Here is a 25,371-nt window from a genome sequence, read left to right as displayed (position 1 = left end):
GCTCAATTATGTAGCATTCATGCTCATAGCGCCAGTAATTTGATTGCAGTGCTTATTTTAATTAAGGTGATACTTCGCTAATTTACTTAAGTGCGGGTCGTTTTTTAAAAGGTTTGGGCGGCAAAGACTCTACAAAGTTAACGCACGTATTTACCCAATATGCTAAATCAGAATCAGACTCAAAACCTTCAGGCAAAATATAAACCAAGCCCTTAACTGGTTTTACTGTAAGGTCGCTCTTCTAATCCTCTGTCAAACGCCATTTAGTGCCTATATTTTTAATAAGCACATTACACACTTAATAACGGTAATAGCACTTAAACCTAAGTGAATAAAATAATAAAAGGTGGTTGGGAAAGGTATACAAAGAGTAGGTATAAAATTATTTTGGACTTACAGTTTATATCAAACCGCACTAATCAAAGCTGATTGAGCTGACACTAGTGCGGTTCAAAAGTAAGTATAAAACTAACTAATTCAATTTTAATAAACCAAAATGCTTATGCAGACAGTTGCACTTGAGCATCTGCTGCAGATACTTTTTTCATGCTGCCTTGTTGTTCAAGACGAATATGCCAGCTAAACGCTTCTTCAAGTAAATGAGGGGTGTGCCCACCACGCTCACAAGCGCGATTGTAGTAATCTAACATATCGTCACGGTAATCTGGGTGCACGCAGTGCTTAATGACTTGTATTGCTCGCTCACGCGGCGCTAAACCGCGTAAATCAGCTAAGCCTTGCTCGGTTACTAAAATATCAACATCGTGTTCGTTATGATCAACATGACTGGCCATAGGCACTACGCTTGAAATAGCGCCATTTTTAGCAATCGATTTAGTCACAAATATTGCTAAATGAGCATTACGAGCAAAATCACCAGAGCCACCAATACCATTCATCATTCGTGTGCCACAAACATGTGTTGAATTTACGTTGCCATACATATCAAACTCAAGCGCGGTGTTTATTGCAATAATTCCCAAACGGCGCACTATTTCAGGATGGTTAGAAATTTCTTGAGGGCGTAACACTAGCTTGTCTTTGTATTGTTCTAAATTATTAAATACTTGCGCATTACAACGCTCCGATAAAACAATTGAGCTGCCCGATGCAAAACTAAGCTTACCTGCATCAATTAGGTCAAACGTCGAATCTTGTAGTACTTCAGAGTACATTGTTAGGTCTTTAAAGTCAGAATCGAGTAGTCCCATCATCACAGCATTTGCAATGTTACCAATGCCTGCTTGTAGCGGTCCTAAATTAGCTGGCAATTTATTTTGAGCCACTTCTTCTTTAAAAAAGTTAACTAAATGGCGCGCAATAGCGGCGGTGTCTTCATCAGGGTCGGTAACGGTAGAAAACGAGTCGCTTTGGTTAGTAAAAACAATACCAACAATTTTTGCAGGATCGATAGGAATTGCAGTGCTGCCAATTCTATCATCTACTTTAACTAACGGCATTGGTTGACGAGTAGGACGATACGAAGGAATATATATGTCATGCAAACCTTCAAGATTCGGGTTATGCAGCATATTAATTTCAATGATGACTTCTTTGGCAAAAATAGCAAAACTCGCTGAATTACCAACCGATGTAGTCGGCACAATATGCCCTTTTTCGGTAATGGCAACGGCTTCAATAACAGCCACATCAGGCATGGTTAATTGATGGTTACGTAAATGCTCAACTGTTTCAGATAAATGCTGATCAATAAACATTACTTCACCGTTATTAATCGCTTTACGTAAAGTGCTGTCTACTTGAAAAGGCATACGACGCGCTAAAATACCCGCTTCTGTTAATAGCTTGTCGAGATCATTACCGAGTGATGCGCCTGTCATTAAATTTATTTTGATTGGATTTTTTTTGACTTGCTCAATTAATGCTCTGGGTACTGCTTTAGCTTCTCCGGCGCGAGTGAAACCACTCATCCCTACAGTCATTCCATCTTTAATAAATTGGCTTGCTTGTTCTGCCGGCATCACCTTGTCGTGCAGGTTACTATTGCGAATACGTTCCAAGTGCATACTGAGCTCCTCTCTAAATTTGACATTATTCTAATCCTAACTTCGTACTACACAATCTAGACTTAAGTCGTATTTACGAACCGAGGATGAGCAACATGTTTAAAAGGGAGGCTAATTTACTTTTAATTAATACTATTATGTAGTTATTAGTAATATTTTTAACAAAAATGACATAACAATCTATAAAGTAATTTATAAAGTAATCTATAAAGTAATCTATAAATAAATAGTATTATTTAATTTGAGGAATTATTTTTGAGGAATCAAGTTTATTAGTTCAAACACCCAAATGAGGAATTTGGGTGGCAGTCTTACCAGCCACATCTCGGCACACACGTCACAAACTGTGGCTGCTCCCTTCCGGGCCTGACCAGGTTCGCCTGCTAGTGTTGCGAGAGGACCAATAAGACTACCATTGAGGGCCTTGGTTGGCGCGGGAGGGATTATCTCTACTTTTGCTCTGTTATTCAAGGGATAATCTAAAAAGAAAGTGCGATTGCATACTTCATATACAATCGCGGCGTATTTAGCTATTTTAGTGCGTATTAATTGTTCTCTAACTGCGCTTTTATATTACGTAATGCTGCTTTTACTTTTTTCATGTTTTCTGGACCCATACGTAAAAGCTGCTTTTGTGCATCTGGTAATTGCTCCCACTCCGAAAACGCATACTGGTAAGTTACTGAATCACGAAGTAACGGCAAGTCACCTTCAGGCTCTGGCGTATCAAGTAATAAATCGATTGCATCGGTTAGCGTTTGATTAAATTCGTCATCGCCGTAACCAATCTCACTGTATGCATTATTAATAAGTGGCTTGTACTCTTCGTACATGCGAACGGCTTGCGCTGCACTCATACTGGTAAATATTTTCACATACGGTGTATAACGCTCGTAGCTGTTAGGGTTAATAGTTAAGATATCACCTTCATTCACGCTAAATTTTTCTTCTGGCTGTACAACAGGCATGTGTTTTTTAGCTATTTTTCCTTTTGCTAAGTTATCTACATATACCACACCACGACGAATAACATCGTCGGTCACCATTAAGCTCATTACTGAGTCGCTTAGGTACTCGTCCATTTTAGCAACAACAACTGCATCACTTTCGTTAAGCGTTGGTAGTGGCTCTACTTCTGGCACAGGCTCACTTGGACTTTGTGCTGGTACTTCAAGCTCTGCTGGCTTTTCTGGATTTACAGACTGCGCATCTACCACGGGGTCGTTCTCGGGTTTAAGCTCCATCATAGGTTGTTCTTTAACTGTGGGCTCTACCTCAGTGCGTGTTGCTTGCTCGTCACTGGGTGTTAGCAATACGAAGGCGGCCGCACATGCTACGACTATTAAAATAATAACGGCGAAAAGAATATTGTTATTAGGTGGACGTTTTTGAACATCTGATGCTTCTGGTTTATCTGACATACGAACTCCATAAAAATTAAAATGCGATATCACTTAGAGTACGCTAAGTGGATTAAATTCATTCTTACACAAATACTATTACATTTTATAATACGGCAATTATAGCAAAGTAAGTTAAGTACTAAATTGGGTGATTAAACAATGTAATAAGTATTAGGGCAGTTATCCTTTGATTCTTCTAGCTTAAAGACTTACAGTTAATAAATAAAGTAAAGACGTAGAACAGTTTAACCACCAATATGAAAATCAAGCAAGTTGATCCACAAAAACCTAAAATTGCCTTATTACTCACAGGTGGTGGCGCACGTGCTGCTTATCAAGTGGGTGTCCTTAAAGCGCTAGCTCATAGTATGCCTCGTACTGCTCCATTGCCATTTAGAGTAATAAATGGCACCTCTGCTGGGGCTATTAACTCAGCTGCGTTAGCATGTTACGCCTCCTGTGCGCATTTGGCTGTACGAAAGCTTGAATCAGTTTGGAAAAACTTTTCAACCTCTATGGTCTATAAAAGTGATTTTTTAAGCGTATTTGGTCATATTGCGCGTAATATTTTAACGAGCTTTCAGTCAGAACATATTAACCATCCACCAGCGAGCTTGCTAAACAACCGCCCTCTGCGTGGTTTATTAAACGAAATTTTAGATTTACACCGCATTGAGCGCAATTTACATCGTAATTATTTAGATGCGCTGTCTATTACGGCCTCAAGTTATACAACGGGCGACTCTGTTGCATTTTTTCAATCAAATACACAAACACCATGGCAACGCGCTAAACGCGAAGGCCAAGCTACGCGCATTAATGTTGAACACTTAATGGCATCGAGTGCCATCCCTATGGTGTTTCCAAGTGTAAATATTTATAACCATTACTTTGGGGATGGCTCTATACATCAACTTTCTCCGCTGAGTCCGTCGATTCATTTAGGCGCTGAAAAAATATTTATTATTGGGGTCGACCAGCCTAAAGAGCTTCACCCACCGGGTTACTCCCCTCATTATCCTGGCTTATCGGCTGTTGCGGGACATTTACTCGATAGCGTATTTACCGACACAATGCAGTCGGATTTGGAGCGTTTGGAACGTGTAAATCGCACTTTAGGACTATTACCTGCACGCGATAAACACCAAGAGCTAAAACAAATAGATACCTTTGTTATTAACCCTTCGCAAAACTTTAATGCTATTGCTGCGCAGTATTACGACGATATGCCGTGGGCGATTAAAGTATTGCTGCGTACAATCGGTGTTAAAAAACATTCGCAATCGAGTTTAACCAGTTACCTATTGTTTGAAAAACGCTACACCCAGCATCTAATGCAAATTGGCTATGAAGATGGCATGGCGCAGTTACCTAAAATGCGTGAGTTTTTAGAGTTAGATTAAGCCCAAACAGGCACGTTATTCTATTCCGTCGAGCAGGTAGTGCTCTACCCGCTCTACTCGCCTTGGTTTACCTTGTAGTACTAAAACGTCGTTAGCTAACAAGGTTGTTTGCGCTGATGGCGTATCTATTTCGGCTCCTTCTCTGCGCAGTGCTTTTACGAGTACTCGACGTTTTTCTAAATTTAGATCTTCAATTGTTTTATTAACCGCATAAGCTTTGCTTGGCAGCGCAACTACATGTAAGTATTCTAATCGTTCACTTGAGGCATCTTCGCTATCTTTAAAATACCCTGCATAAAAGCTTTGCATTAATGGATAACGATTACGACGTTCTTTACTTACTCTACGCACAATACGCGTCATCGGTACGCCCGACATAGACAACACATGCGACACGAGCATTAAGCTCGCCTCTAACGACTCTGGCACTACTTCGGTTACGCCTAGCCCTTTTAAATAATCGAGCTGGCTATCGTCACGAGTTCTAATAAGTATTTTAACGTTAGGCGCTATTTGTTTTATAGCATCAATAACAACTTGTGCGTGATCAAGCTCTGTAAAAGTAATAATAACCAAGCGAGCTCGCTCTACTCCTGCGCACTTTAAAATATCTTTTTGTTTAACATAGCCAAATATAACAGGCTCACCTGCAGCTTTGCCTTCTTGAACAAGTATTGGATTGCTTTCAATGGCAACGTAGTCTATTGCTTCGGGCTTTAAAAAACGCGCTATAGTTTGCCCAACTCGCGAAAAACCACAAATAACAACATGGTCGCTATAAAGTGTACTACTTTGTGGCTCACTCTCCAGCGCTAAACTAGGGAGATCGAGTATACCCAAACGCTTTAAAATAAATGGCGTTTTATCAATCAAAAATGGTGTAAATGCCATTGATAACACACCAAGGGCAATTAAAAATGAAACTTGCTCTGAGTTTAATAACTGATGCTGGCCAGCAAGTGCGATAAGTACAAAACCAAACTCCCCCATTTGCCACAGCATAATGCCACAGGCGAGCGAGTCTTGGTTTCGCTCATGCATTAGCCGCGCACTAAGTGCGACTACTGTAATTTTTAATACGAGTAACCCAAGCAATGCGCCAATAATTATTACTATATGCGCCAGTACAAATAAAATATCCAACTGCATACCCACAGTTACAAAAAACAGCCCCATTAAAATATCGCGAAATGGACGTATATCGGCCTCTAACTGATGCCTGTAATTGCTCTCACCTAACATCATTCCCGCTAAAAAAGCGCCCAATGCCATAGACAAGCCAAACATATACGTTAAAAAGCCCGCAAATAAGGCGACTAATATAGTGGTAAGCACAAACAACTCATCGGTTCGTACTTGCGCTATTTCTTTAAACACAATGGGCAATACCCATTTACCAATTGCCCAAAGAAGCACGCATACAAATGCGCCCTTACTTAGGGCAAACGCTAAAGCCCAGCCAATACTTTGAGAGTCGCTTGATGCAAATAAAGGAAGTATTATTAATAGAGGAACAACAGCAATATCTTGAAAAAGCAGTACACCAACGGCCAATTGCCCACGGCGCTGATTAAGCTCACCCGTTTCTTTTAATAGCTTAACCACTACAGCCGTAGAAGAAAGCGCCATAATTGTACCAATGGTAAAACTGGTGAGCAGGGAAAAGTCTAAACAATATAAAATAATAATGAAGAGTAAGCTGGTTATACCTACTTGTAACGAGCCCAGCCCAAATACTAGGCTTCGCATTGCCATTAGCCGCGAAATAGAAAATTCTAACCCCAAACTAAATAACAAAAACACAATCCCAAGCTCTGCTACAAACTCTATTTCATGAGATTGCGCTAGCCAACCAATACCATGACTACCGGCTAAAACCCCCGTTGCTAGGTACGCCAAAATAGGCGGCAAGCCAATGCGTTTAAAAAACCACACAAAAAGAACTGCTGCCACTAGCAAGCCAAAAATTTGAACGTTAATACTCTGCAAATTCGGCCTCACGCGTCAATTAAACCAAGGGACTTACTTTAAATATAGCAACCTTCTGTTTTTCAGCCAGTTTTAAAATATGGCACAAAAATCGCTTAGTAATTGCAAAGTAACACCCTCGGGGGAGAATTTAATGGAAAACGTCCATATTTTGACGCAGCGTGTGTCTGGTCGCGGTGATTTTTTGCCGTTTTCGGCTGAACATTCGCCAACAAATGAAATAACAGAAACACATAAACTCGTTACAGAGCTACAAACTAGCTTAGTGATTGAGGATGTTTTAGCTATATACGCAAAATTTACAAAACAATTGTTAAATTTCTCTGGTTTACAGTTTCAGTCAACACTGGGAACTACACAAACATCACAGAGTGATACAAATAGTACACCCTATATTTTTGATTTGGCGATTGGTAAAGAACACTTAGGGCAACTAATTTATTTTAGTAAATTCCCGCTTGGTCAAGCCATTGAGAAAAAGCTACATACTTTGCATACTGCGCTGGTTTATCCACTTCGTAATGCGATGATGTATAGCCGAGTATTAAAGCTTGCCACAAAGGATGCATTAACCGGCTTAAATAACCGTAGTCAGTTTAATGACTTTTTACTGCAAAAACTTGAAAACTGCCGTCGTTACCAGCGTCCATTTAGTTTAATGCTGCTTGATTTAGATAACTTTAAACAAGTTAACGACAACTTTGGCCATAAAATTGGTGACGATACACTTAAAGAGTTTTCAAAAGTACTGTGTAGCAGCATACGCGGCACTGATTCGGTATTTAGATTTGGTGGTGATGAGTTTGCTTTACTTATTGAAGACCCTGAGTTTACAACGAATAAAGTGATTGCTGAGCGGATAATGTGCTTAGTAAGAAAATCGCCCCTAATGTCTAAGTATAAAGTAACAACCAGTATTGGTTTTACTTTAGCTAACAGCCAAGACAGCGAAACTGAAATATTTGCTCGCGCCGATAAAGGTTTATACAAAGCAAAAGCATCTGGCAGAAACTGCGCAAAAGCATATTAGTCTTTACTTAACTGCATTAAATAAAAAGCCTAGCTTCCCCCGCTAGGCTTTGCACTTACCAAATTATAAATAAACAACGCGGCACAAAAACCAAAAAAGAATCCGCTAATTAAATTAAGTAATGCAGTAATAGTAGCAAGCGGTGTAAATAATACTAAAAGCAGTGGCAGGCTCACGCCTAAAATAAAAAACAATCCACCTTTACCTAACCAATAAGCTAATAAAAGCACTGCAGATACAATTCCACCCGCAACTGCATAACCTAGCGTAACTATATTTAGCTCAAGTAAAATATTAGCAATAATAGCTATAACGGCCGTTATTAGCATACCCACTGGCGCTTTAGTAACTAACGACAAACCAACATGCGGCTGTTTACTCATTTATTTACACTCCCAAAAAATACCATTTTCATCAATATGCTTAGCACTTATAAAATAACCAACCACTTGAACTAATTCATCATTATAAAAAATAAGCGGCACACTGGCGCGAAGCCAGGGTGCTATTTTTGCATCTTTAAACCAATGTTTTACGGTATTGCTACCCGGCTTTTTAAGTGGTTTTATACGTGCGCTATTACAATTAAAGCGCACTGTTACTTGTTCATTAGCTTTTGGAGGTCTTACTCCGCAACCGGTGTTTTTAATTAATAAGCGCCCGTCTGCAAGTTTTAGCTGTGAATGATTCAGCTCAATATAATTAAGCTCAGCATCTGTTAATTCTGCACTTGGTGTTACAAAGTACAAATAACCTTGATGACGACGTATTTGTCCATCTGTTAAATCAATTAGCATTTGTGCGTCATTTTTTGCATTAACTGCTTGATTAATAATTTGTTCAAGTTGCTTTTGCGATGGCATCACTTGCGTAAATAATGCAAGCCACGCACGTACTATATTTGCAATTCGCGCTGCACTGTATTCGCTTACTTGATTAACGCACAGTGCTCGATACTCGTTAATACACTTATTTAAATCGAGCTGTGTATATTCATCAAGTAGTGTTTGCTGTTGCTGTAGCAACTCAATACTTCGTGCAGTGCATTGCTCAAACCCATTAAAGCGCTCAGCTAACACCGGTACTATTTTTGAGCGTAAAAAATTACGGTCAAAGCTTTCATCTGTATTAGAGTCATCGGTTATGTGGTTAATATTAAACTGCGCTGCAAACGCTTCTATATCGCTGCGCGTTACACTTAACAATGGCCTAAAACATATACGCCCACTTTGCAGCAAGCGCTCTTTATACATAGAACCAAGCCCTTTTAAACCCGAACCTCGCTTTAAGCGCAGTAAAAATGTTTCTACTTGGTCGTTTAAATGTTGGCCCAGTAAAATAATACTGCCTTTTGGACTTAGTTCATCAAGTGCTTTATAACGGGCGTCGCGTGCTTGGGCTTCAAGACTTGTGCGCGACTGCTGCTCAATAACTACTTTCGCGGCTTCAAAGGACACATTAAGCTCTCTGCACAAATTTTGGCAAAAATGCTGCCAGTCATCAGCATACTGGCTCAAACCATGGTGAACATAAATAGCCGATATATTAATTGCAGGGTTATCTTCTTTTAAAGTGCGCATTAAATGCAACAACACCACAGAATCAACGCCACCAGAAAGCGCCACTGTAAAAGCGGTGTTACCTTGCTCAATATAGCTATTTAATGATTTTTTTAATTGCTGATAAATTGCTGATGTATGCATATGGGCGCACTTTTATATAAAAACTCTGAACATTTTAAAGCAAAAAAGCCGCATAAGCGGCTTTTTTTAACATTTAATGTGTTTAGCAATAACCAAACGACATTAAACGTTTATAACGTTGATCAAGCATTTCCTCAAGCGTAAGCGCTTGTAGGTCTGCTAAGTCGCGTTTAAGGCGAACTTTTAAGTTACGTGCCATAGCATCGTAATTGCGGTGCGCGCCACCTAGAGGTTCATCAATTAAGTTACTGATTAAATCTAGTTCTTTAACTCGCTCTGCGGTTACACCCATTGCTTCTGCTGCAAGTGGTGCTTTGTCGGCGCTTTTCCAAAGAATAGACGCACAACCTTCAGGCGAAATTACAGAGTAAGTACTGTATTGCAACATGTTAACTCTGTCGCCAACACCAATCGCTAATGCACCACCTGAACCGCCTTCACCAATAACCGTACATATTGTCGGCACTTTAAGTGTCGCCATTACTTTTAAGTTACGCGCGATTGCTTCAGATTGACCACGTTCTTCAGCGCCAACACCTGGGTATGCACCCGGCGTGTCGATAAAGGTCATGATTGGCATTTTAAAACGCTCAGCCATTTCCATTAAGCGTAATGCTTTACGGTAACCTTCTGGCTTTGGCATACCAAAGTTGCGTTTAATTTTTTCAGCAGTGTCACGGCCTTTTTGTTGGCCAATAACCATTACTGGTTCGCCATCTAAACGCGCAACGCCTCCTAAAATAGCCGGATCGTTAGCAAAAGTACGATCGCCAGCAAACTCGTCAAATTCCGTGAAAATGCGCTCGATATAATCTCGAGTGTAAGGACGCAACGGATGACGTGCTAACTGTGATACTTGCCAAGCGCCTAAATTAGAAAAAATCTCCTGTTTTTGTTTGGCACTTTTTTCTTTTAATTTGCTGACTTCCTCTTCTAACTCAAGGTCTAATTCGCCAGCGCGGCTTATATTTTGTAATTCTTCAATTTTTGCTTCTAATTCTGCAATTGGAAGCTCAAAATCAAGATAATTGAGGCTCATGCTCTAAACTACCTAATTAGTTAAATTCTAGTTCTACATCTTGCGCAGCCATTAGTGATAACTTATGAATTAAGTCGTCGCTCGGCGTAACACACCATTCGATCCCAAGAGTTAATTGCGCCAACGCATCTGGACGTTGGTAATAAACCTTGATCGGACACGTTCCCATTTTATAGGGTTCGAGTACTTTTTGTAATTTATCGAAGAAACCTGCCTCGACTTGCACCATATTCAGCGTCATTTTAATCGCTTTAATGCGTTTTTCACGCGCTTGAGCAATGGTGTTTATTTCTCTGGCGGTCATTGTAATACCACCGGAGAAGTTATCAAAGCTGACCTGTCCAGATATTACCAAGATATTGTTAACTTGGAGCATATCTTGGTACTTTTCAAACTCGTCTGAATACAAGCGTACATCAATCCGTGCACTCTTGTCATCTAAAGTTACTAAGGCCCAACGATTTCCTTTTTTATTAATTAATACCCTAGAGGCAATCACTAAACCAGCAGCGGTTGCAAATACATCACGGTTAGTTGGCTGTAAATCAACTATTTTTCCGCTGGTATAATGCTTAAGTTCACGGCGGTACTGATTTATCGGATGCCCAGTTAAATAAAGGCCTAGCGTTTCTTTTTCGCCTTCTAACCACTCGTTATCGGTGAGTCCTGTGGCTTTAATAAAGGCTTGTTCAACCTCATCAGGCTCGGTGGCTAATAAACCAAACAAATCACTTTGCCCTAACAGCTCCGCTTTATTGTGTTGGTCAGCCGCACGCATTGCATCCTTTAAGCTAGCTAATAATGTAGCACGCCCTGGTTGTGTTTTTTCTGGCCCTAACTTATCAAGTGCACCTGAATAAATTAATTTTTCGGTTACGCGTTTATTTAAGCGCTTTAAGTCAACTCGGGCACAAAAATCGAATAAATCTTTAAACGGACCACCTTTAGCACGCGCTTCTAGTATTGCATCAACCGGTGCTTCACCCACGCCTTTAATTGCGCCAATGCCGTAAACAATTTCGCCTTGCAGGTTTACTGTAAACTTAAACTCGCCTGCATTTACGTCTGGCGGCAATAAGGTGAGCTTCATGTTTTCACATTCATCCACCAAAATAACTATTTTGTCGGTGTTATCCATATCGGCCGACATTACTGCAGCCATAAACTCTGCAGGATGATGCGTTTTCATCCACAGCGTCTGATACGATACTAATGCATATGCCGCTGAGTGAGATTTATTAAAACCATAACCTGCGAACTTTTCTACCAGATCGAAGATTTTTATTGCGAGTTCGCCGTCAATGCCGTTATTTCTTGCGCCATCTTCAAATGTTGAACGCTGCTTTGCCATTTCTTCGGGTTTTTTCTTACCCATTGCACGACGCAGCATGTCGGCGCCACCTAGCGTGTAACCTGCTAGTACTTGCGCAATTTGCATTACTTGTTCTTGGTACAAGATAATGCCGTACGTTGGATCAAGTATTGGTTTTAAGCTTTCGTGCTGATACTGCGCATCTGGGTATGAGATTTCTTCTCGGCCCAATTTTCGGTCGATAAAGTTATCTACCATGCCTGATTGCAGCGGACCCGGGCGAAACAAGGCCACCAATGCAATCATATCTTCAAAACAATCGGGTTTTAAACGGCGTACTAAGTCTTTCATACCGCGCGATTCTAGCTGGAATACAGCGGTTGTTTCGGCGCGAAGTAGTAACTCAATACTTTTTTTATCATTCAGTGGGATGGTGTTTATATCAACGAGGTCTTTACCTTGGCGCTCCATGCGCACGTTGGTCATTTCGACCGCCCACTGCAATATTGTCAGTGTACGTAAACCCAAGAAATCGAACTTAACTAAGCCTGCAGTTTCTACGTCGTTTTTATCAAACTGTGTGACCGGAAACTTACCTTCGTCATCGCAATAAAGCGCGGCAAAGTCGGTAATAGTGGTTGGCGATATTACTACGCCACCCGCATGTTTACCGGCGTTACGTGTACACCCTTCTAGAATGCGACACATATCGATTAAATCTTTTACTTCATTGTCGCCATCGTAGGCTTCTTGCAAGCGCGGTTCTATATCAAACGCTTTAGCAAGTGTCATCCCAGGATCGCCCGGGATCATTTTAGAAATACGATCGACAAACCCGTAAGGATGCCCAAGCACTCGCCCTACATCGCGTATTACCGCTTTTGCAGCCATGGTGCCAAAGGTAATAATTTGCGATACCGCATTACGCCCATACAAAGCCGACACGTGATCAATTACTTCGTCTCGTCTGTCCATACAAAAATCGACGTCGAAATCGGGCATTGATACACGTTCAGGATTCAAAAATCGCTCGAAAAGTAAATCGAATTCTAGCGGATCCAAGTCTGTAATTTTAAGTGCGTAAGCAACCAATGAACCAGCACCTGAACCACGACCAGGTCCAACAGGAATATTGTTATCTTTACTCCACTGAATAAACTCCATTACGATTAAGAAGTAACCCGGGAATCCCATTTGGTTAATTACGCCAAGCTCTATATCGAGTCGCTCATCGTATTCAACACGTTTTACTTTTCGCTCTTCTTCGTCGGGGAATAAAAACTGCAGTCGCTCTTCAAGACCATCTTCTGACACTTTAACTAAAAACTCATCAATCTTGAGTGAGCCAGTTGGGTAATCAGGTAAAAAGTAAGTCCCTAGCTGAACCGTTACATTACAACGTTTAGCTATTTCTACTGTGTTTTGTAGGGCTTCTGGAATGTCGCTAAACAGCTCAGCCATTTGCTCTGATGTTTTTAGGTATTGTTCTTCAGAGAATCGTTTAGGCCTGCGTTTATCGTCAAGCGTGTAACCATCAAAAATAGCAACGCGAATTTCGTGCGCTTCAAAGTTTTCAGGCTTTAAAAACACTACTTCGTTGGTCGCTACAACAGGTAACTGCTCTTTTGTAGCAAGCTCTACCGCCATGTGTAAGTAGTCTTCTTCAAGCGGTCGGTTAGTGCGAACAAGCTCAAGGTAATAGTTATCGCTGAAATGCTGCTTATAAAAGCTAACTACCGACTCAATAACACTTGGATTATTTTTTAGTAACGCCTTACCTAAGTCACCATCTTTAGCGCCAGAGAGAATAATTAAGCCCGTTTTATGCTCCACCAGCCATTCTCGGTCAATCACTGGGCGATGAAACACATGCCCACGTTGATACGCTTTAGATATTAATAAGGTAATGTTTTTATAGCCGTCGTTGTCTTTGGCTAATATAGTTAAGCGGCTTGGCTCGTCAGGAAATTCTGGGCTACGAACCCAAAAGTCAGCACCCACAATAGGCTTAATACCGGCGTTATGTGTTGCGCCATAAAAACGCACTAAGCCACAAAAGTTCATTTGATCGGTAATCGCAATAGCGGGCATTTGCAGCTCTTGCGCTTTAGCAACTATTGGCTTTGTTTTAGCAAGGCCGTCAACCATCGAAAAATCTGAATGAACTCTTAAATGAACAAAATCAGGAGCAGCCATGCTTAACCCTCACCATTGGCTTGCGCCAATACACGCTGCACAGGTTTAAAGCTTTTACGATGCTCATCAATCGCGCCGTACTGCTCAAGCGCTGCAAAATGTGCTTTTGTTGGATACCCTTTGTGCCCTGCAAAGCCATATTCAGGGTGGCGTTTATCAAGCTCAATCATTTCGTCATCGCGTGCTACTTTAGCTAAAATAGACGCTGCTGAAATTTCAGCTACTAAGCTATCGCCTTTAACAACGGCTTGCGCGGGCATTGTTAGTTTAGGTAAGCGGTTACCATCTATAAATACAAATTCTGGTTGTGTGCTTAACGCTTCTACTGCGCGGGTCATGGCAAGCATAGTAGCGTGCAGAATATTTAGTTCATCAATCTCTGTTGGATTGCAGCGACCATACGCGTAACACAATGCTTTTTCTTTTATTTCAATCGCAAGCGCTTGGCGTTTTTTATCTGTTAATTTTTTAGAATCCGCTAAGCCAGCAATTGGTTTAGTGGGATCTAAAATGACGGCGGCAGTAACTACATCACCAACAAGCGGGCCGCGCCCTACTTCATCTACACCGGCAATTAAGGATACATTAGGTCTATCAATTTGCATTTATTAACTCCGCCACAGCATTAGCTGCTTGTTCGCTGGCATTTAATCTAATTTTTTCGTGAATAGCTAAAAAGCGTGCTTTTAGCTCAATGTTATCGGTATTAAGCATTGGGGTAAGCGCATTGATTAAATTAGCCACATTACACTCACTTTGTAAAAACTCAGGCACTAGCTCTTCGTCTGCTAATAAGTTAGGCAACGAAAAATACTTAATATTAAACGTAAATAAAGTTTTAAATATCCAATAGCTCAAAGGCTTTATTTTATAGCCCACTACCATTGGCTTTTTATAAAGCATGCCTTCGAGTGTTGCAGTGCCCGACGCTAATAAAATAGCATCAGCAGCTTGCATCGCTAATTTTGATTGTCCATCAAGCAGGTTAACATTAAGGTTTGGCGCGGTAGCGTTTAATATATCAGTAAACTGCGCTTTGCGTTTTTCGTTAACCAGTGGCACCACAACTTTAAGATTGGGGTTTTTAGCTTGCAGCTCTGCAGCTGTTTTAATGTAAGTTTCGCTTAGTAAACCAACTTCTGAGCCTCGGCTACCAGGAAGTAACGCCAGTACTTTGTCATCAAGGCTTAAGCCGAGTTCTGCACGTGCTTTAGTATCGTCGTGCTCAAGCGCTATATCGTCAGCCAAGGTATGTCCTACAAATGTACATGGCACTTGGTGTTTATCGTAAAACTCTTTTTCAAATGGCAGTAACGCAAGCACTAAGTTAGTGGCTGCACTTATTGTATGTATACGCTTTTCGCGCCACGCCCAAACAGATGGACTTACATACTGTACTGTTTTAATGCCCGCATCTTTAAGTGGCTTTTCAACGCGTAAGTTAAAATCGGGTGCATCTATACCAATAAATACATCAGGTGGGTTATCTACAAAATGCTGCACGAGTTGTTTACGTATTTTAAGCAACCGCGGTAAACGCCCAAGTACCTCAACAAGCCCCATTACTGAAAGCTCATCCATGTCGTAAAGTGTTTTACAGCCTTGCGCTTGCATTTTAGGCCCTGCTATCCCTTCAAAAATAGCATCCGGGAAGTGCTTTTTAAGGGCTTTAATTAAGCCTTCGCCTAAAATATCGCCCGACAGCTCACCTGCCACAATACCAATTCGTAGTTGTTTTTTATCTTTATTCATTTGATTTTATTTCACAAGTAAACCAGGCGTTCATGCTTGTTAGTTTACCGTGTTTTACTGTTTGGTTAAATGCTTTAAATAACTGGTTTTTTATCACTAAATTTAATTTATTGTATTGTTTGTTTTTAATACTGATGTAGCATATAAAATATATATTAAGTTTTACTAATATACATATTGACAAAAATTGCACAAACGTAAATAATATTACAAACTTTCAGTAATTACTGAAAGTTCATTAAAACTTAACTTTGCCAATTAAATGTTGCCCTGTTAATCCGTCACTCTCAAGGAGCCAATAATGATAGATGAAACCTTTGTGGATCTATCGCGATTACAGTTTGCTGTTACCGCTCTCTTTCATTTCTTATTCGTACCGTTAACGATAGGTATGACCTGGATTTTAGTTATTATGGAATCGGTTTATGTAATGACCGGTCGCGAAATTTATCGTGATATGACTAAGTTTTGGGGAAAATTGTTTGGTATTAACTTTGCAATTGGTGTGGCCACAGGCCTTACCATGGAGTTTGAGTTTGGTACTAACTGGTCTTATTATTCCCATTACGTAGGTGATGTTTTTGGGGCTCCCCTGGCAATTGAAGGTTTAATGGCATTCTTTTTAGAATCGACCTTTGTTGGTATGTTCTTTTTAGGTTGGGACAGACTCTCTAAACGCCAACATTTAGGTGCAACCTTTTTAATGGCGATCGGTACTAACATGTCGGCGCTTTGGATTTTAATAGCCAATGGCTGGATGCAAAACCCGGTAGGTGCTGAGTTTAATTATCAAACCATGCGCATGGAAATGACTAGCTTTGCAGAGCTTGTGTTTAACCCTGTAGCACAAGTTAAGTTTATTCATACGGTATCGGCAGGTTATGTAGCTGCATCAATGTTTGTATTGGGTATAAGTAGTTGGTACATATTAAAAGGCCGCGACCTTGCATTTGCTAAGCGTTCGTTTTCAGTCGCTTCTGGTTTTGGTTTAGCGTCAATTTTATGTGTAATTTTACTTGGTGACGAATCAGGCTACGAAGTAGGCGAAGTTCAAAAAGTAAAACTGGCAACAATTGAAGCCGAATGGCACACAGAAGAAGCTCCGGCTGCGTTTACCGCATTTGGTTTCCCTGATTCAGAAGAGCAAGTAACACATGCTGCGGTTAAAATACCTTACGCACTTGGATTAATTGCAACTCGCTCGCTCGATGAGCAAGTTACCGGTATTAACGACCTAGAAAAACAACACGAAGTACGAATCCGTAACGGTATGATAGCTTATAAATACCTTATGATGCTCAGAAATGGTGAAGACACGCCTGAAAATATAGCAACATTTAATACCCTGAAAGATGATTTAGGTTATGGCTTGCTGCTTAAGCGCTACACACCTGATGTTGTAGATGCTACCGAGGAGCAAATTCAAAAAGCTGTTAAAGACTCTTTCCCTAAAGTGGGCCCTATGTTCTGGTCATTTAGGATTATGGTTGCCTGTGGTGTGGCGATGCTTGGTGTATTTATATTAGCATTTTACTACAACGCACACCGTGTTATTGAGCAAAAGCGCTGGTTGTTATGGGCTGCTGTATTGAGCATTCCACTACCTTGGATAGCTATTGAATTTGGCTGGATAGTTGCTGAATATGGTCGCCAACCTTGGGCTATATCTGAAATACTACCGACCTTTTTAGCCACGTCGTCACTAACAATAAACGACATTCTAATTAGCTTAACTGGATTTATTGTTTTCTACACTGGTTTAGCCATTGTTGAAGGCTGGCTGATGATCCGTTTTGTTAAGCAAGGGCCAAGCTCGCTGCATACCGGTAAATACCATTTTGAGTTACCAAACAAAGCTGAGCAAACTAAAGGAGAGCAATCATGATTTTTGATTATGAAACATTAAAAATGCTTTGGTGGTTGATCATTGGTGTGCTGCTTATTGGCTTTGCTATTACCGATGGTATGGATATGGGCGTGGCTATGTTGCTTCGCCTAGTAGGTAAAACAGATTCAGAGCGCCGTACAGTAATAAACACGATTGGTCCGCATTGGGACGGTAACCAAGTATGGTTTATAACTGCAGGCGGCGCATTGTTTGCAGCATGGCCTATGGTTTATGCCGCTGCATTTTCGGGCTTTTACTTTGCCATGATGCTAGTACTCTTTGCCTTGTTTTTTAGACCACTTGGGTTTGATTACCGCAGTAAAGTAGATTCAAAACGCTGGCGCAACAATTGGGATTGGGGCTTGCTTGCAGGCAGCGCAATTCCGGCATTAGTTTTTGGTGTTGCATTTGGTAACTTATTTTTAGGCGTACCGTTTAATATTGATAACCTAATGCGTGTTAGCTACCAAGGCTCATTTTTTGGCTTGCTTAACCCATTTGGATTACTTGCTGGTTTGATTAGTATTACCATGTTAGTTGCTCATGCTGGTATGTGGTTACAACTTCGTACAGCAAGTGCAGTAGCAGAGCGTTCGGGTCAATATGGTCGCTACTCTCTAATTGCATTTATTGTATTATTTGCAGCTGCTGGTTTTTGGGTTGCTAATTTAACGGGTTACCAAATTGTATCTATGCCCGATACGCAAAGCCACGCAGATCCTTTAGCTAAAGTAGTAACAACAGCGCAAGGTGCTTGGTTAAGTAATTACAGCGATCGCCCGTGGACAATGACCTTCCCTATATTAGCGTTTGCAATGGCATTAAGTGCTCTTATATTTTCTAAATTGAATAAGCCAGCACTTGGGCTTATTTCAACAAGCTTAATGTTAGTAGGCGTAATTATGACGGCAGGTGTTTCACTGTTCCCATTTATTATGCCATCAAGCAATAATCCTAATATTAGCTTAACAATTTGGGATGCGGTATCGAGCCATAGAACGCTAAATGTAATGTTTGTTGCAGTATCTATTTTTGTACCACTTATTTTAACCTACACCACCTGGTGTTACGTAAAAATGTGGCGCAGAGTGACAGTTGAAGAAATTGAAAATAACACTCACGGTAGCTATTAAGGAGACTAAACTATGTGGTATTTCGCTTGGATTTTAGGTGTACTTTTGGCCTGTACCTTAGGTGTGATAAATGTAATGTGGTACGAGTTTCATCAAAATAAAAACAGCATTGCTGATGATGAACAACCTATGCATGATTTATTAAACGAGGCTAACTCGACTAAAGATGACGACTAACCCTCGACCAGATCGCGCGCAGCAGCAGTCACTGCGCGCTTTTTTAAAGCGTCAAAGTAAACCCGCTGCAGTGTGGTTAAAGTTAAGCATTGCACTGGGTACTTTTAACGCATTACTGATGATTGCAGGTGCTTATTTACTGGCTCAAGCTATTCATAATGTAATGTTTGAAGGCAGCAGCTTAAGCGGCGTTACACACTTACTGTGGCCCTTAGCAGGTATTACTTTACTGCGTGCAATATTTTTAGCATTAAGCGAACGCTTGAGTGCATATGCTGCACTTAAAATAAAATCGGCAATGCGCCAAACACTTCTAAATAAGCTCAGCTTACTTGGGCCAAGCTATATAGAACAACACGGCCAAGGCGCTACATTAAATACCCTACATAATGGCGTAGAAGCACTCCACGACTATTATGCTAAATACCTACCTGGTGCTGCTTACAGCGCGCTTATTCCGCTGGCAATATTGGTTGTTATTTTTCCGACAGATTATAAAGCTGGGTTGATATTTTTATTAACCGCCCCGCTCATTCCTTTTTTCATGATTTTAGTAGGCTCAAAAGCCGAAGCTTTAAACCAAAAACGCTGGAAGCAACTTGCTGTACTGGGCAATTACTTTTTTGACCGCGTACAAGGTTTAACTCAACTCAAGCTATTTAATGCAACACGTACCGAGCTTAAACAAATAGCTAAAATTTCAGATGATTTTAGACACGCTACACTCGATGTTTTAAAAATCGCGTTTTTATCATCATTTGCACTTGAGTTTTTAGCCACCATTAGCGTGGCATTAGTCGCAGTCATTATTGGTTTTAGACTGTTTTTTGGCACTCTTGATTTTGCTACTGGCTTTGTGGTGCTACTTTTAGCGCCTGAATTTTATTTACCACTGCGCCAGCTAGGTAGCCATTACCATGCACGCTTACAAGGCATTAGTGCCGCTGCCGATATGGTTGCGATTTTAAATGCACCACTGCCAAGTGACGAAAATGCGTCAGTGACTACAAGCACGCCTGAAAACAATTTAACTTTAAATACAATTAACTCAATAAGTATTACCGACCTTAATTTTATATACCCAGATAGTAACGAAGGGATTAAAAATATAAATTTAACACTGCTAAATAAAGGCTTAATTGCAGTTGTGGGCAGTAGTGGCTCAGGTAAAAGTACGTTGTTTGATTGCTTATTAGGGTTTCACCCTGAGGTGATAAACCACCTATCTATTAATGATCAGAGTTTAAGCACAACCGATATTACTTACCTGCAAAATAACATTGCATGGATACCACAAAAAGCGACGCTGTTTTACGACACCATTGCTGCCAACATTAAATTGGCCAAACCAACTGCCACACAGCAAGAGCTTGAACATGCAGCAAAGCAAGCTGGTGTGCTTGAATTTATAAATACCCTACCCGATGGTTTTAACACACTGATAGGTGAGCAAGGCGAAGGGCTTTCTGGCGGACAAAAGCAACGCATCGCACTCGCACGTGCATTCATAAAACAAGCACCAGTTTTAGTGCTTGATGAGCCTACAGCGCACCTTGATAGCCAAACAGAGCAGCTTATTCAAGATGCTATTAATGAATATGCTAAAAATAACTTAGTGTTAGTCATTGCTCATCGATTAAATACCGTTAAACATGCCAGTAATATCATTGTTATGCACGATGGGAAAATAGCTGAGCAAGGTCACTTTGAAACACTTGCAGCGCAAAATGGTGCATTTTCAAATTTACTCAAAACAGCTGAGCAAGGAGTAATGCATGACTAACTTTATTCGCTTATTAAAGCTTTGCGCTCCTCATTACAAAGCAATGCTACTAGGCACATTTTTAGCGACGATTACGGTATTAGCTAATGTGGGTTTATTGGCTATATCTGGCTGGTTTTTAGCATCAATGGCCGCTGCAGGTATTGCCGGCGTGCAAATGAACTACTTTACTCCAGCAGGAACGATTCGATTTTTAGCAATTGTACGAACCGCGTCGCGCTATGGCGAGCGTTTGGTTACTCATAACGCCACGTTTTTATTACTAAGTGAAATACGCACGAATGTATTTGCAACGTTAAGTAAGCTTAACAATGTTGATTTAGCAATGAGCCGCAGCGCTGATTTAGTTAACCGATTACAAAACGATGTAGACGCACTCGACAAGTTTTATTTAAACGTTTTACTGCCTATGCTGGTTGCTCTTTTAAGTGTGCCAATCATCATGCTGTTTATGTCGGCCTATAATGGCAACGTCGCCCTTATTTGCTTTACAGGCATTGTACTTATTGGTGTTGTAATACCTGCTTTACTAAGTGCTAAGCTCACTAAAAACAGCCATAAAGAAACACAGCTTAGTGCGCAACTTCGCTCTGAGCTTTCAGATACACTTACAGGCCTTAGAGAGCTTAGTATTTATCAAGCCCGTTCGCAGCAGCTTAATAAGTGCGACGAATTAAGCGAGCAGTACAATAAGCAATTATTTATTCGCCACAAAGCACTAGCAAACTCAGATGGGTTAAGCTTGTTGGTTGTTCAATTAGCCATGCTTGCTAGCATAGTCACCATAGTCCCGTTGGTTTACGCCAATACTATGGTAAATGTAGAACTTGCTATGTTAAGCCTGTTTGTACTGGCAAGTTTTGAGAGTGTATTACTACTTCCTAATGCGTTTATTGAGCTACCTAACGTATTAAAAGCAGCAGAGCGGTTGTTTACACTTGAAGATAAAGCAGCTAGCTCACAAGATAAAAATACAATTATAGAAGCAGATGAAAGCTTTAGTGCGCAAAATAACACATTGGCACTTAACAATATTAGCTATCAATATGGTGAACAAACAGCACTAACTGATGTTAGCTTTGAGCTAATGCCTCAGCAAAAAGTAGCGATTGTTGGTAGAAGCGGCAGCGGTAAAACGACGCTTGTAAATTTACTGACTGGTTTATGGCCTTTACAACAAGGCAGCATAACGCTAAATAATCAAAATAGCGTTGTTGACTTACATTCGTTAAATAATGATATACGCGCAAGTGTGATAAATATACTCGCTCAGCAGCACCATATTTTTGATGGCACACTGAGTGAAAATTTACGTTATGCCGCGCCAAATGCAACTAAAGAGCAAATGATTGAAGCGCTCTCATTAGCGCAATTAAGCCCATGGTTTAATGAGCTAAAAGAAGGTTTAAAAACACGACTAGGCACTGGCGGGCGTAACGTATCGCAAGGTCAGTCTAGACGTATAGCTATTGCACAAGCTTTGCTTAAAAGTCCGGCTATTTTGGTTCTTGATGAACCAACAGAAGGTCTTGATAATCAGTCTAAGCAAGGGGTAATGCAAGCAATAATGCATGTTATGAATAACGCGAGCGTGCTGACAATTACGCACGATCCCGCTCTACTTGCTCAAATGGATAATGTTGTATGGTTGGAAGACGGTCAAATAGTCGCACAAGGCTCTCATAAAGAGCTCAGTGTGGCTTATCCTGGTTATGTTTCGCTAACTACCCGGTTTTAAAACCTTTACTGATACATCAATAACGCCGACCTTAGGGTCGGCTATTTTTTTAAACATACTTTTTGATAAATCAATAATACGACCTCGCACATACGGGCCTCTATCGTTGATTCTTACCGTGACTGATTTGTTATTAGCGAGGTTGGTAACAACCACCGTAGTACCAAAATCAAATTCTAAATGGGCTGCCGTGGCGGCTTGTTGGCTAAAGCGCTCTCCGTTGGCGGTTGTTCTTCCGTGGTATTTATCAGCATAAAAAGATGCTTTCCCAACTTGAGTGATTTCTCCAGCAGATGATTTAACAATAGGCTGGCTACTACAAGCGGCTAAAACTGAAGTAATAAAAAGAGTGACTACTAACTTAGGTAAACGCATAGGACGGCTTTTATTATATAAATTACCCGCATACTAACTCAATTACCCTGAGTATTAACTGAATTAGCTTAAAGCAGGGCAATAAAAAACCACCTTCGATTTATCATCTAGGGTGGTTTTTTTAATGCTTAAAGCAAACCCGCGAATTATCTTACGATGCCGCGCTCTGAGTTTTTAACAAAGTCGACCATCAATTTCACAGCAGGATACTTTGCGGCATCTTCACTAAGCGACTCAATAGCTTCTTCAGCACCTAAGCTTTTACGATAAAATGCTTTGTATGCACGGCGTACAGCCATAATTTCATCACTTTCGAAACCACGACGTTTCATGCCTTCTTTATTGATAGCTGCAGGGCCTGCTGGCATACCAATGGTAGTAACAAATGGTGGTACATCTTTGTTAACACCTGAATACATACCAATAAAGGCATGTGCACCAATTTTACAAAACTGATGAACACCCGAATTACCACCAAGGATAACCCAGTCACCAACATGTACATGGCCGGCCACACTTGCGTTGTTAGCAAAAATTACGTTATCGCCAATTACCGCGTCATGTGCAACGTGTGTATAAGCCATAAACAAATTATTACTACCAATTTTAGTAACACCTTGGTCTTGAATCGTACCACGGTGAATAGTGGCACATTCACGGATAACGTTGTTATCACCCATGATTAAAGTGGTTGGCTCGTTGTTGTATTTTTTGTCTTGGCAGGCTTCGCCCACAGACGCGAACTGAAAAATATGATTGCCAGAGCCAATAGTTGACGGCCCTTTAACAACAACGTGAGACTCAATAATACAGTTATCACCGATAACAACATCATTGCCAATATAACTATACGGACCAACTGAGACATTGTTGCCTAGTTTAGCGCCAGGTTCGATTATTGCTGTAGAATGGATCACTATTAAAACTCTCTTCTCGCACACATAATTTCGGCACTACACACTATTTTGCCGTCGACTCTAGCTTCTGCAGCAAACTTCCAAATGTTGCGACGTTCTTTTAAAAACTCAACATGAAGATGCATTGTATCACCAGGAATTACAGGTTGTTTAAAACGTGCGTTATCAACAGCAGCAAACAAATACAATTCGTTTTCGCTACGGTTTTCTACTGTTTTAAAACCTAATAAACCCGTTGCTTGCGCCATTGATTCTAATATTAGCACACCAGGAAAAATTGGCTGATTTGGAAAGTGCCCAGTAAAAATTGGTTCATTTATAGAAACATTTTTAATAGCATGTAAAGACTTGCCAGGTGTAAAATCAATAACACGATCAATTAATAGCATCGGGTAACGGTGCGGTAATAAACTTAAAATTTCTTGAATATCAAGGCTATTTAATTCGTTTGCCAAAATAGCATCCTTATTAGTGTTCAACGTTATGACTTAGCCAATGCTTCAAGCGCTTTAAGACGAGATTTCATGTCTGAAAGGTTACGCAAGTGAGCTATTGATTTACGCCATTCTTTGTTTGTTGTATGGGGCATACCAGATGAGTAAATACCTGGTTCGGTGATTGATTTTGTCACCATACTCATGCCGGTAATTATAACACCATCACATACAGACATGTGACCATTAATTGCAACCATGCCACCAATTTGACAGTTCTTGCCAATGCTAACGCTTCCTGCAAGTACAGTGCAGCCCGCTATTGCGGTGCCTGAATTAACTTCAACGTTGTGCGCTATTTGACACTGATTATCGATAATAACATTGCTATGAATGATGGTATTGTCCAGTGCACCACGATCAATTGTCGTACTTGCACCAATTTCAACTTTGTTGCCTATGATCACTGAACCAAGTTGAGGTATTTTAACCCACTGCCCGCGCTCATTTGCATAACCAAACCCATCACTACCTACAACACTATTTGCTTGAAACAAACAATCTGAACCAATTTCAACATCGTGATAAATAGTCACACTAGGCCAAAGCTTAGTGCCAGAACCTATTTTAACACGTTCCCCGATAAAACTGTTCGGACCAATTTGCGCGTTGTCACCTATCACTGCATGAGCTTCAATGACTGCGTTAGCACCAATAGCGGCGCTATCACTAACAATCGCTGTTGAATGAACAGTTGCACTTGGATGAATACCCGTCGAGGCTGAGCGTGGTGTTGTATCCATAAATTGCGCTAATTTTGCGTAACTTACATACGGATTAGCAACAATAATTTTGCTACCACTAAAGTACTCTGCATCGGCTTGGCTTACTATTACAGCACTAGCTTGAGTAGTCTCAAGTTGCGATCGATATTTTGAGTTCGCTAAAAATGCAATATGCCCAGAATGGGCATTTGCAAGTGTCGCTATTTTTTTTATTTCTAAAGCGCCATCACCCTGAAGTTCGGCGCCTAGAAGTTCCGCAATTTGCGAAAGCGTATAATTTTGCATAG

Annotated in this window: 20 protein-coding genes and 1 other RNA gene; 7 read left to right on the top strand and 14 right to left on the bottom strand. The window is 40.6% G+C overall.

Features of this window, described 5'->3' with window-relative positions:
- Positions 1 to 500 precede the first annotated feature (500 nt).
- The 3 genes from I6F50_RS14830 to I6F50_RS14820 all read right to left on the bottom strand — a co-directional run bounded on the left by I6F50_RS14830 (position 501) and on the right by I6F50_RS14820 (position 3,448).
- Complete coding sequence (locus I6F50_RS14830) at positions 501 to 2,027, bottom strand: acetyl-CoA hydrolase/transferase family protein (RefSeq protein WP_197176587.1); 1,527 nt, start codon at positions 2,025 to 2,027, stop codon at positions 501 to 503.
- Positions 2,028 to 2,336: 309 nt separating this feature from the next.
- Positions 2,337 to 2,433: signal recognition particle sRNA small type (ffs, locus tag I6F50_RS14825), an RNA gene on the bottom strand.
- A gap of 139 nt (positions 2,434 to 2,572) precedes the next feature.
- A complete protein-coding gene (locus I6F50_RS14820; RefSeq protein ID WP_197176586.1) occupies positions 2,573 to 3,448 on the bottom strand; it encodes a DUF3014 domain-containing protein in 876 nt (291 codons plus the stop codon).
- 239 nt (positions 3,449 to 3,687) lie between these two features.
- Between I6F50_RS14820 and I6F50_RS14815 the strand changes: the two genes are divergently transcribed.
- A complete protein-coding gene (locus I6F50_RS14815) occupies positions 3,688 to 4,833 on the top strand; it encodes a patatin-like phospholipase family protein (protein ID WP_165728544.1) in 1,146 nt (381 codons plus the stop codon).
- Positions 4,834 to 4,848: 15 nt separating this feature from the next.
- Here the strand turns inward: I6F50_RS14815 and I6F50_RS14810 are convergent, their stop codons facing one another.
- Complete coding sequence (locus tag I6F50_RS14810) at positions 4,849 to 6,822, bottom strand: monovalent cation:proton antiporter-2 (CPA2) family protein (protein ID WP_197176585.1); 1,974 nt, start codon at positions 6,820 to 6,822, stop codon at positions 4,849 to 4,851.
- Positions 6,823 to 6,955: 133 nt separating this feature from the next.
- Between I6F50_RS14810 and I6F50_RS14805 the strand changes: the two genes are divergently transcribed.
- Entirely contained in the window at positions 6,956 to 7,852 is an 897-nt protein-coding gene (locus I6F50_RS14805) for a GGDEF domain-containing protein (protein WP_024590733.1), read from the top strand.
- Between the two features lie 29 nt (positions 7,853 to 7,881).
- Here the strand turns inward: I6F50_RS14805 and I6F50_RS14800 are convergent, their stop codons facing one another.
- The 6 genes from I6F50_RS14800 to lpxB all read right to left on the bottom strand — a co-directional run bounded on the left by I6F50_RS14800 (position 7,882) and on the right by lpxB (position 15,854).
- Positions 7,882 to 8,235: a hypothetical protein gene (locus I6F50_RS14800; RefSeq protein ID WP_165728542.1), complete on the bottom strand. Its 354-nt coding sequence runs from the start codon at positions 8,233 to 8,235 to the stop codon at positions 7,882 to 7,884.
- Positions 8,236 to 9,555, bottom strand: a complete 1,320-nt coding sequence (gene tilS, locus I6F50_RS14795; RefSeq protein WP_197176583.1) for a tRNA lysidine(34) synthetase TilS — start codon at positions 9,553 to 9,555, stop codon at positions 8,236 to 8,238.
- A gap of 82 nt (positions 9,556 to 9,637) precedes the next feature.
- Positions 9,638 to 10,594: an acetyl-CoA carboxylase carboxyl transferase subunit alpha gene (gene accA / locus I6F50_RS14790; protein ID WP_007581016.1), complete on the bottom strand. Its 957-nt coding sequence runs from the start codon at positions 10,592 to 10,594 to the stop codon at positions 9,638 to 9,640.
- A 16-nt stretch (positions 10,595 to 10,610) separates the two neighbouring features.
- Complete coding sequence (dnaE, locus tag I6F50_RS14785) at positions 10,611 to 14,102, bottom strand: DNA polymerase III subunit alpha (protein ID WP_197176578.1); 3,492 nt, start codon at positions 14,100 to 14,102, stop codon at positions 10,611 to 10,613.
- A 2-nt stretch (positions 14,103 to 14,104) separates the two neighbouring features.
- Entirely contained in the window at positions 14,105 to 14,707 is a 603-nt protein-coding gene (gene rnhB / locus I6F50_RS14780) for a ribonuclease HII (RefSeq protein WP_197119489.1), read from the bottom strand.
- Positions 14,697 to 15,854 (bottom strand): lipid-A-disaccharide synthase, encoded by a 1,158-nt coding sequence (gene lpxB, locus I6F50_RS14775; RefSeq protein ID WP_197119488.1) that lies wholly within the window; start codon positions 15,852 to 15,854, stop codon positions 14,697 to 14,699. The genes rnhB and lpxB overlap by 11 nt, the downstream gene beginning before the upstream one ends.
- Positions 15,855 to 16,155: 301 nt before the next feature.
- Here lpxB and I6F50_RS14770 point away from each other — a divergent pair, with 301 nt between their 5' ends.
- From I6F50_RS14770 to cydC, 5 genes are read left to right on the top strand one after another with little or no spacing between them, the layout of a single operon-like run.
- A complete protein-coding gene (locus I6F50_RS14770) occupies positions 16,156 to 17,739 on the top strand; it encodes a cytochrome ubiquinol oxidase subunit I (protein ID WP_197119487.1) in 1,584 nt (527 codons plus the stop codon).
- Positions 17,736 to 18,875 (top strand): cytochrome d ubiquinol oxidase subunit II, encoded by a 1,140-nt coding sequence (cydB, locus tag I6F50_RS14765; protein WP_165739355.1) that lies wholly within the window; start codon positions 17,736 to 17,738, stop codon positions 18,873 to 18,875. The genes I6F50_RS14770 and cydB overlap by 4 nt, the downstream gene beginning before the upstream one ends.
- Positions 18,876 to 18,887: 12 nt before the next feature.
- Entirely contained in the window at positions 18,888 to 19,052 is a 165-nt protein-coding gene (gene cydX / locus I6F50_RS14760) for a cytochrome bd-I oxidase subunit CydX (RefSeq protein ID WP_008133888.1), read from the top strand.
- The gene (cydD, locus tag I6F50_RS14755) at positions 19,042 to 20,835 is read left to right on the top strand and encodes a thiol reductant ABC exporter subunit CydD (protein WP_197176576.1); all 1,794 of its coding nucleotides are present in this window, start codon (positions 19,042 to 19,044) and stop codon (positions 20,833 to 20,835) included. The genes cydX and cydD overlap by 11 nt, the downstream gene beginning before the upstream one ends.
- Positions 20,828 to 22,573 (top strand): thiol reductant ABC exporter subunit CydC, encoded by a 1,746-nt coding sequence (cydC, locus tag I6F50_RS14750; RefSeq protein ID WP_197176568.1) that lies wholly within the window; start codon positions 20,828 to 20,830, stop codon positions 22,571 to 22,573. The genes cydD and cydC overlap by 8 nt, the downstream gene beginning before the upstream one ends.
- Here cydC and I6F50_RS14745 read toward each other — a convergent pair.
- The 4 genes from I6F50_RS14745 to lpxD form a co-directional block, all read right to left on the bottom strand.
- Positions 22,556 to 22,948, bottom strand: a complete 393-nt coding sequence (locus tag I6F50_RS14745) for a septal ring lytic transglycosylase RlpA family protein (protein WP_010553743.1) — start codon at positions 22,946 to 22,948, stop codon at positions 22,556 to 22,558. The genes cydC and I6F50_RS14745 overlap by 18 nt on opposite strands.
- A gap of 146 nt (positions 22,949 to 23,094) precedes the next feature.
- Positions 23,095 to 23,865: an acyl-ACP--UDP-N-acetylglucosamine O-acyltransferase gene (lpxA, locus tag I6F50_RS14740; RefSeq protein ID WP_007580998.1), complete on the bottom strand. Its 771-nt coding sequence runs from the start codon at positions 23,863 to 23,865 to the stop codon at positions 23,095 to 23,097.
- Positions 23,866 to 23,867: 2 nt separating this feature from the next.
- A complete protein-coding gene (gene fabZ, locus I6F50_RS14735) occupies positions 23,868 to 24,320 on the bottom strand; it encodes a 3-hydroxyacyl-ACP dehydratase FabZ (RefSeq protein ID WP_007580997.1) in 453 nt (150 codons plus the stop codon).
- A gap of 26 nt (positions 24,321 to 24,346) precedes the next feature.
- On the bottom strand, positions 24,347 to 25,369 hold the full coding sequence (gene lpxD, locus I6F50_RS14730; RefSeq protein ID WP_165728534.1) for a UDP-3-O-(3-hydroxymyristoyl)glucosamine N-acyltransferase: 1,023 nt from the start codon (positions 25,367 to 25,369) through the stop codon (positions 24,347 to 24,349).
- Positions 25,370 to 25,371: the final 2 nt, after the last annotated feature.

It is taken from the genome of Pseudoalteromonas sp. NZS127_1 (genome assembly GCF_015864295.1).
Classification (GTDB): domain Bacteria; phylum Pseudomonadota; class Gammaproteobacteria; order Enterobacterales; family Alteromonadaceae; genus Pseudoalteromonas; species Pseudoalteromonas arctica.
The sequence above is the reverse complement of the archived record's forward strand: the minus strand, read 5'-3'. Positions and strand labels throughout refer to the sequence as shown.

What these genes read in the sequence shown, in the direction of transcription:
- tilS (WP_197176583.1), bottom strand. Translation starts at nt 9,555, where the DNA reads ATGCATACATCAGCAATTTATCAGCAATTAAAAAAATCATTAAATAGC.
- cydX (WP_008133888.1), top strand. Translation starts at nt 18,888, where the DNA reads ATGTGGTATTTCGCTTGGATTTTAGGTGTACTTTTGGCCTGTACCTTA.
- cydD (WP_197176576.1), top strand. Translation starts at nt 19,042, where the DNA reads ATGACGACTAACCCTCGACCAGATCGCGCGCAGCAGCAGTCACTGCGC.
- lpxD (WP_165728534.1), bottom strand. Translation starts at nt 25,369, where the DNA reads ATGCAAAATTATACGCTTTCGCAAATTGCGGAACTTCTAGGCGCCGAA.
- cydB (WP_165739355.1), top strand. Translation starts at nt 17,736, where the DNA reads ATGATTTTTGATTATGAAACATTAAAAATGCTTTGGTGGTTGATCATT.
- I6F50_RS14770 (WP_197119487.1), top strand. Translation starts at nt 16,156, where the DNA reads ATGATAGATGAAACCTTTGTGGATCTATCGCGATTACAGTTTGCTGTT.
- I6F50_RS14805 (WP_024590733.1), top strand. Translation starts at nt 6,956, where the DNA reads ATGGAAAACGTCCATATTTTGACGCAGCGTGTGTCTGGTCGCGGTGAT.
- lpxB (WP_197119488.1), bottom strand. Translation starts at nt 15,854, where the DNA reads ATGAATAAAGATAAAAAACAACTACGAATTGGTATTGTGGCAGGTGAG.
- dnaE (WP_197176578.1), bottom strand. Translation starts at nt 14,102, where the DNA reads ATGGCTGCTCCTGATTTTGTTCATTTAAGAGTTCATTCAGATTTTTCG.
- accA (WP_007581016.1), bottom strand. Translation starts at nt 10,594, where the DNA reads ATGAGCCTCAATTATCTTGATTTTGAGCTTCCAATTGCAGAATTAGAA.
- I6F50_RS14800 (WP_165728542.1), bottom strand. Translation starts at nt 8,235, where the DNA reads ATGAGTAAACAGCCGCATGTTGGTTTGTCGTTAGTTACTAAAGCGCCA.
- rnhB (WP_197119489.1), bottom strand. Translation starts at nt 14,707, where the DNA reads ATGCAAATTGATAGACCTAATGTATCCTTAATTGCCGGTGTAGATGAA.
- I6F50_RS14815 (WP_165728544.1), top strand. Translation starts at nt 3,688, where the DNA reads ATGAAAATCAAGCAAGTTGATCCACAAAAACCTAAAATTGCCTTATTA.
- I6F50_RS14820 (WP_197176586.1), bottom strand. Translation starts at nt 3,448, where the DNA reads ATGTCAGATAAACCAGAAGCATCAGATGTTCAAAAACGTCCACCTAAT.
- I6F50_RS14830 (WP_197176587.1), bottom strand. Translation starts at nt 2,027, where the DNA reads ATGCACTTGGAACGTATTCGCAATAGTAACCTGCACGACAAGGTGATG.
- cydC (WP_197176568.1), top strand. Translation starts at nt 20,828, where the DNA reads ATGACTAACTTTATTCGCTTATTAAAGCTTTGCGCTCCTCATTACAAA.
- I6F50_RS14745 (WP_010553743.1), bottom strand. Translation starts at nt 22,948, where the DNA reads ATGCGTTTACCTAAGTTAGTAGTCACTCTTTTTATTACTTCAGTTTTA.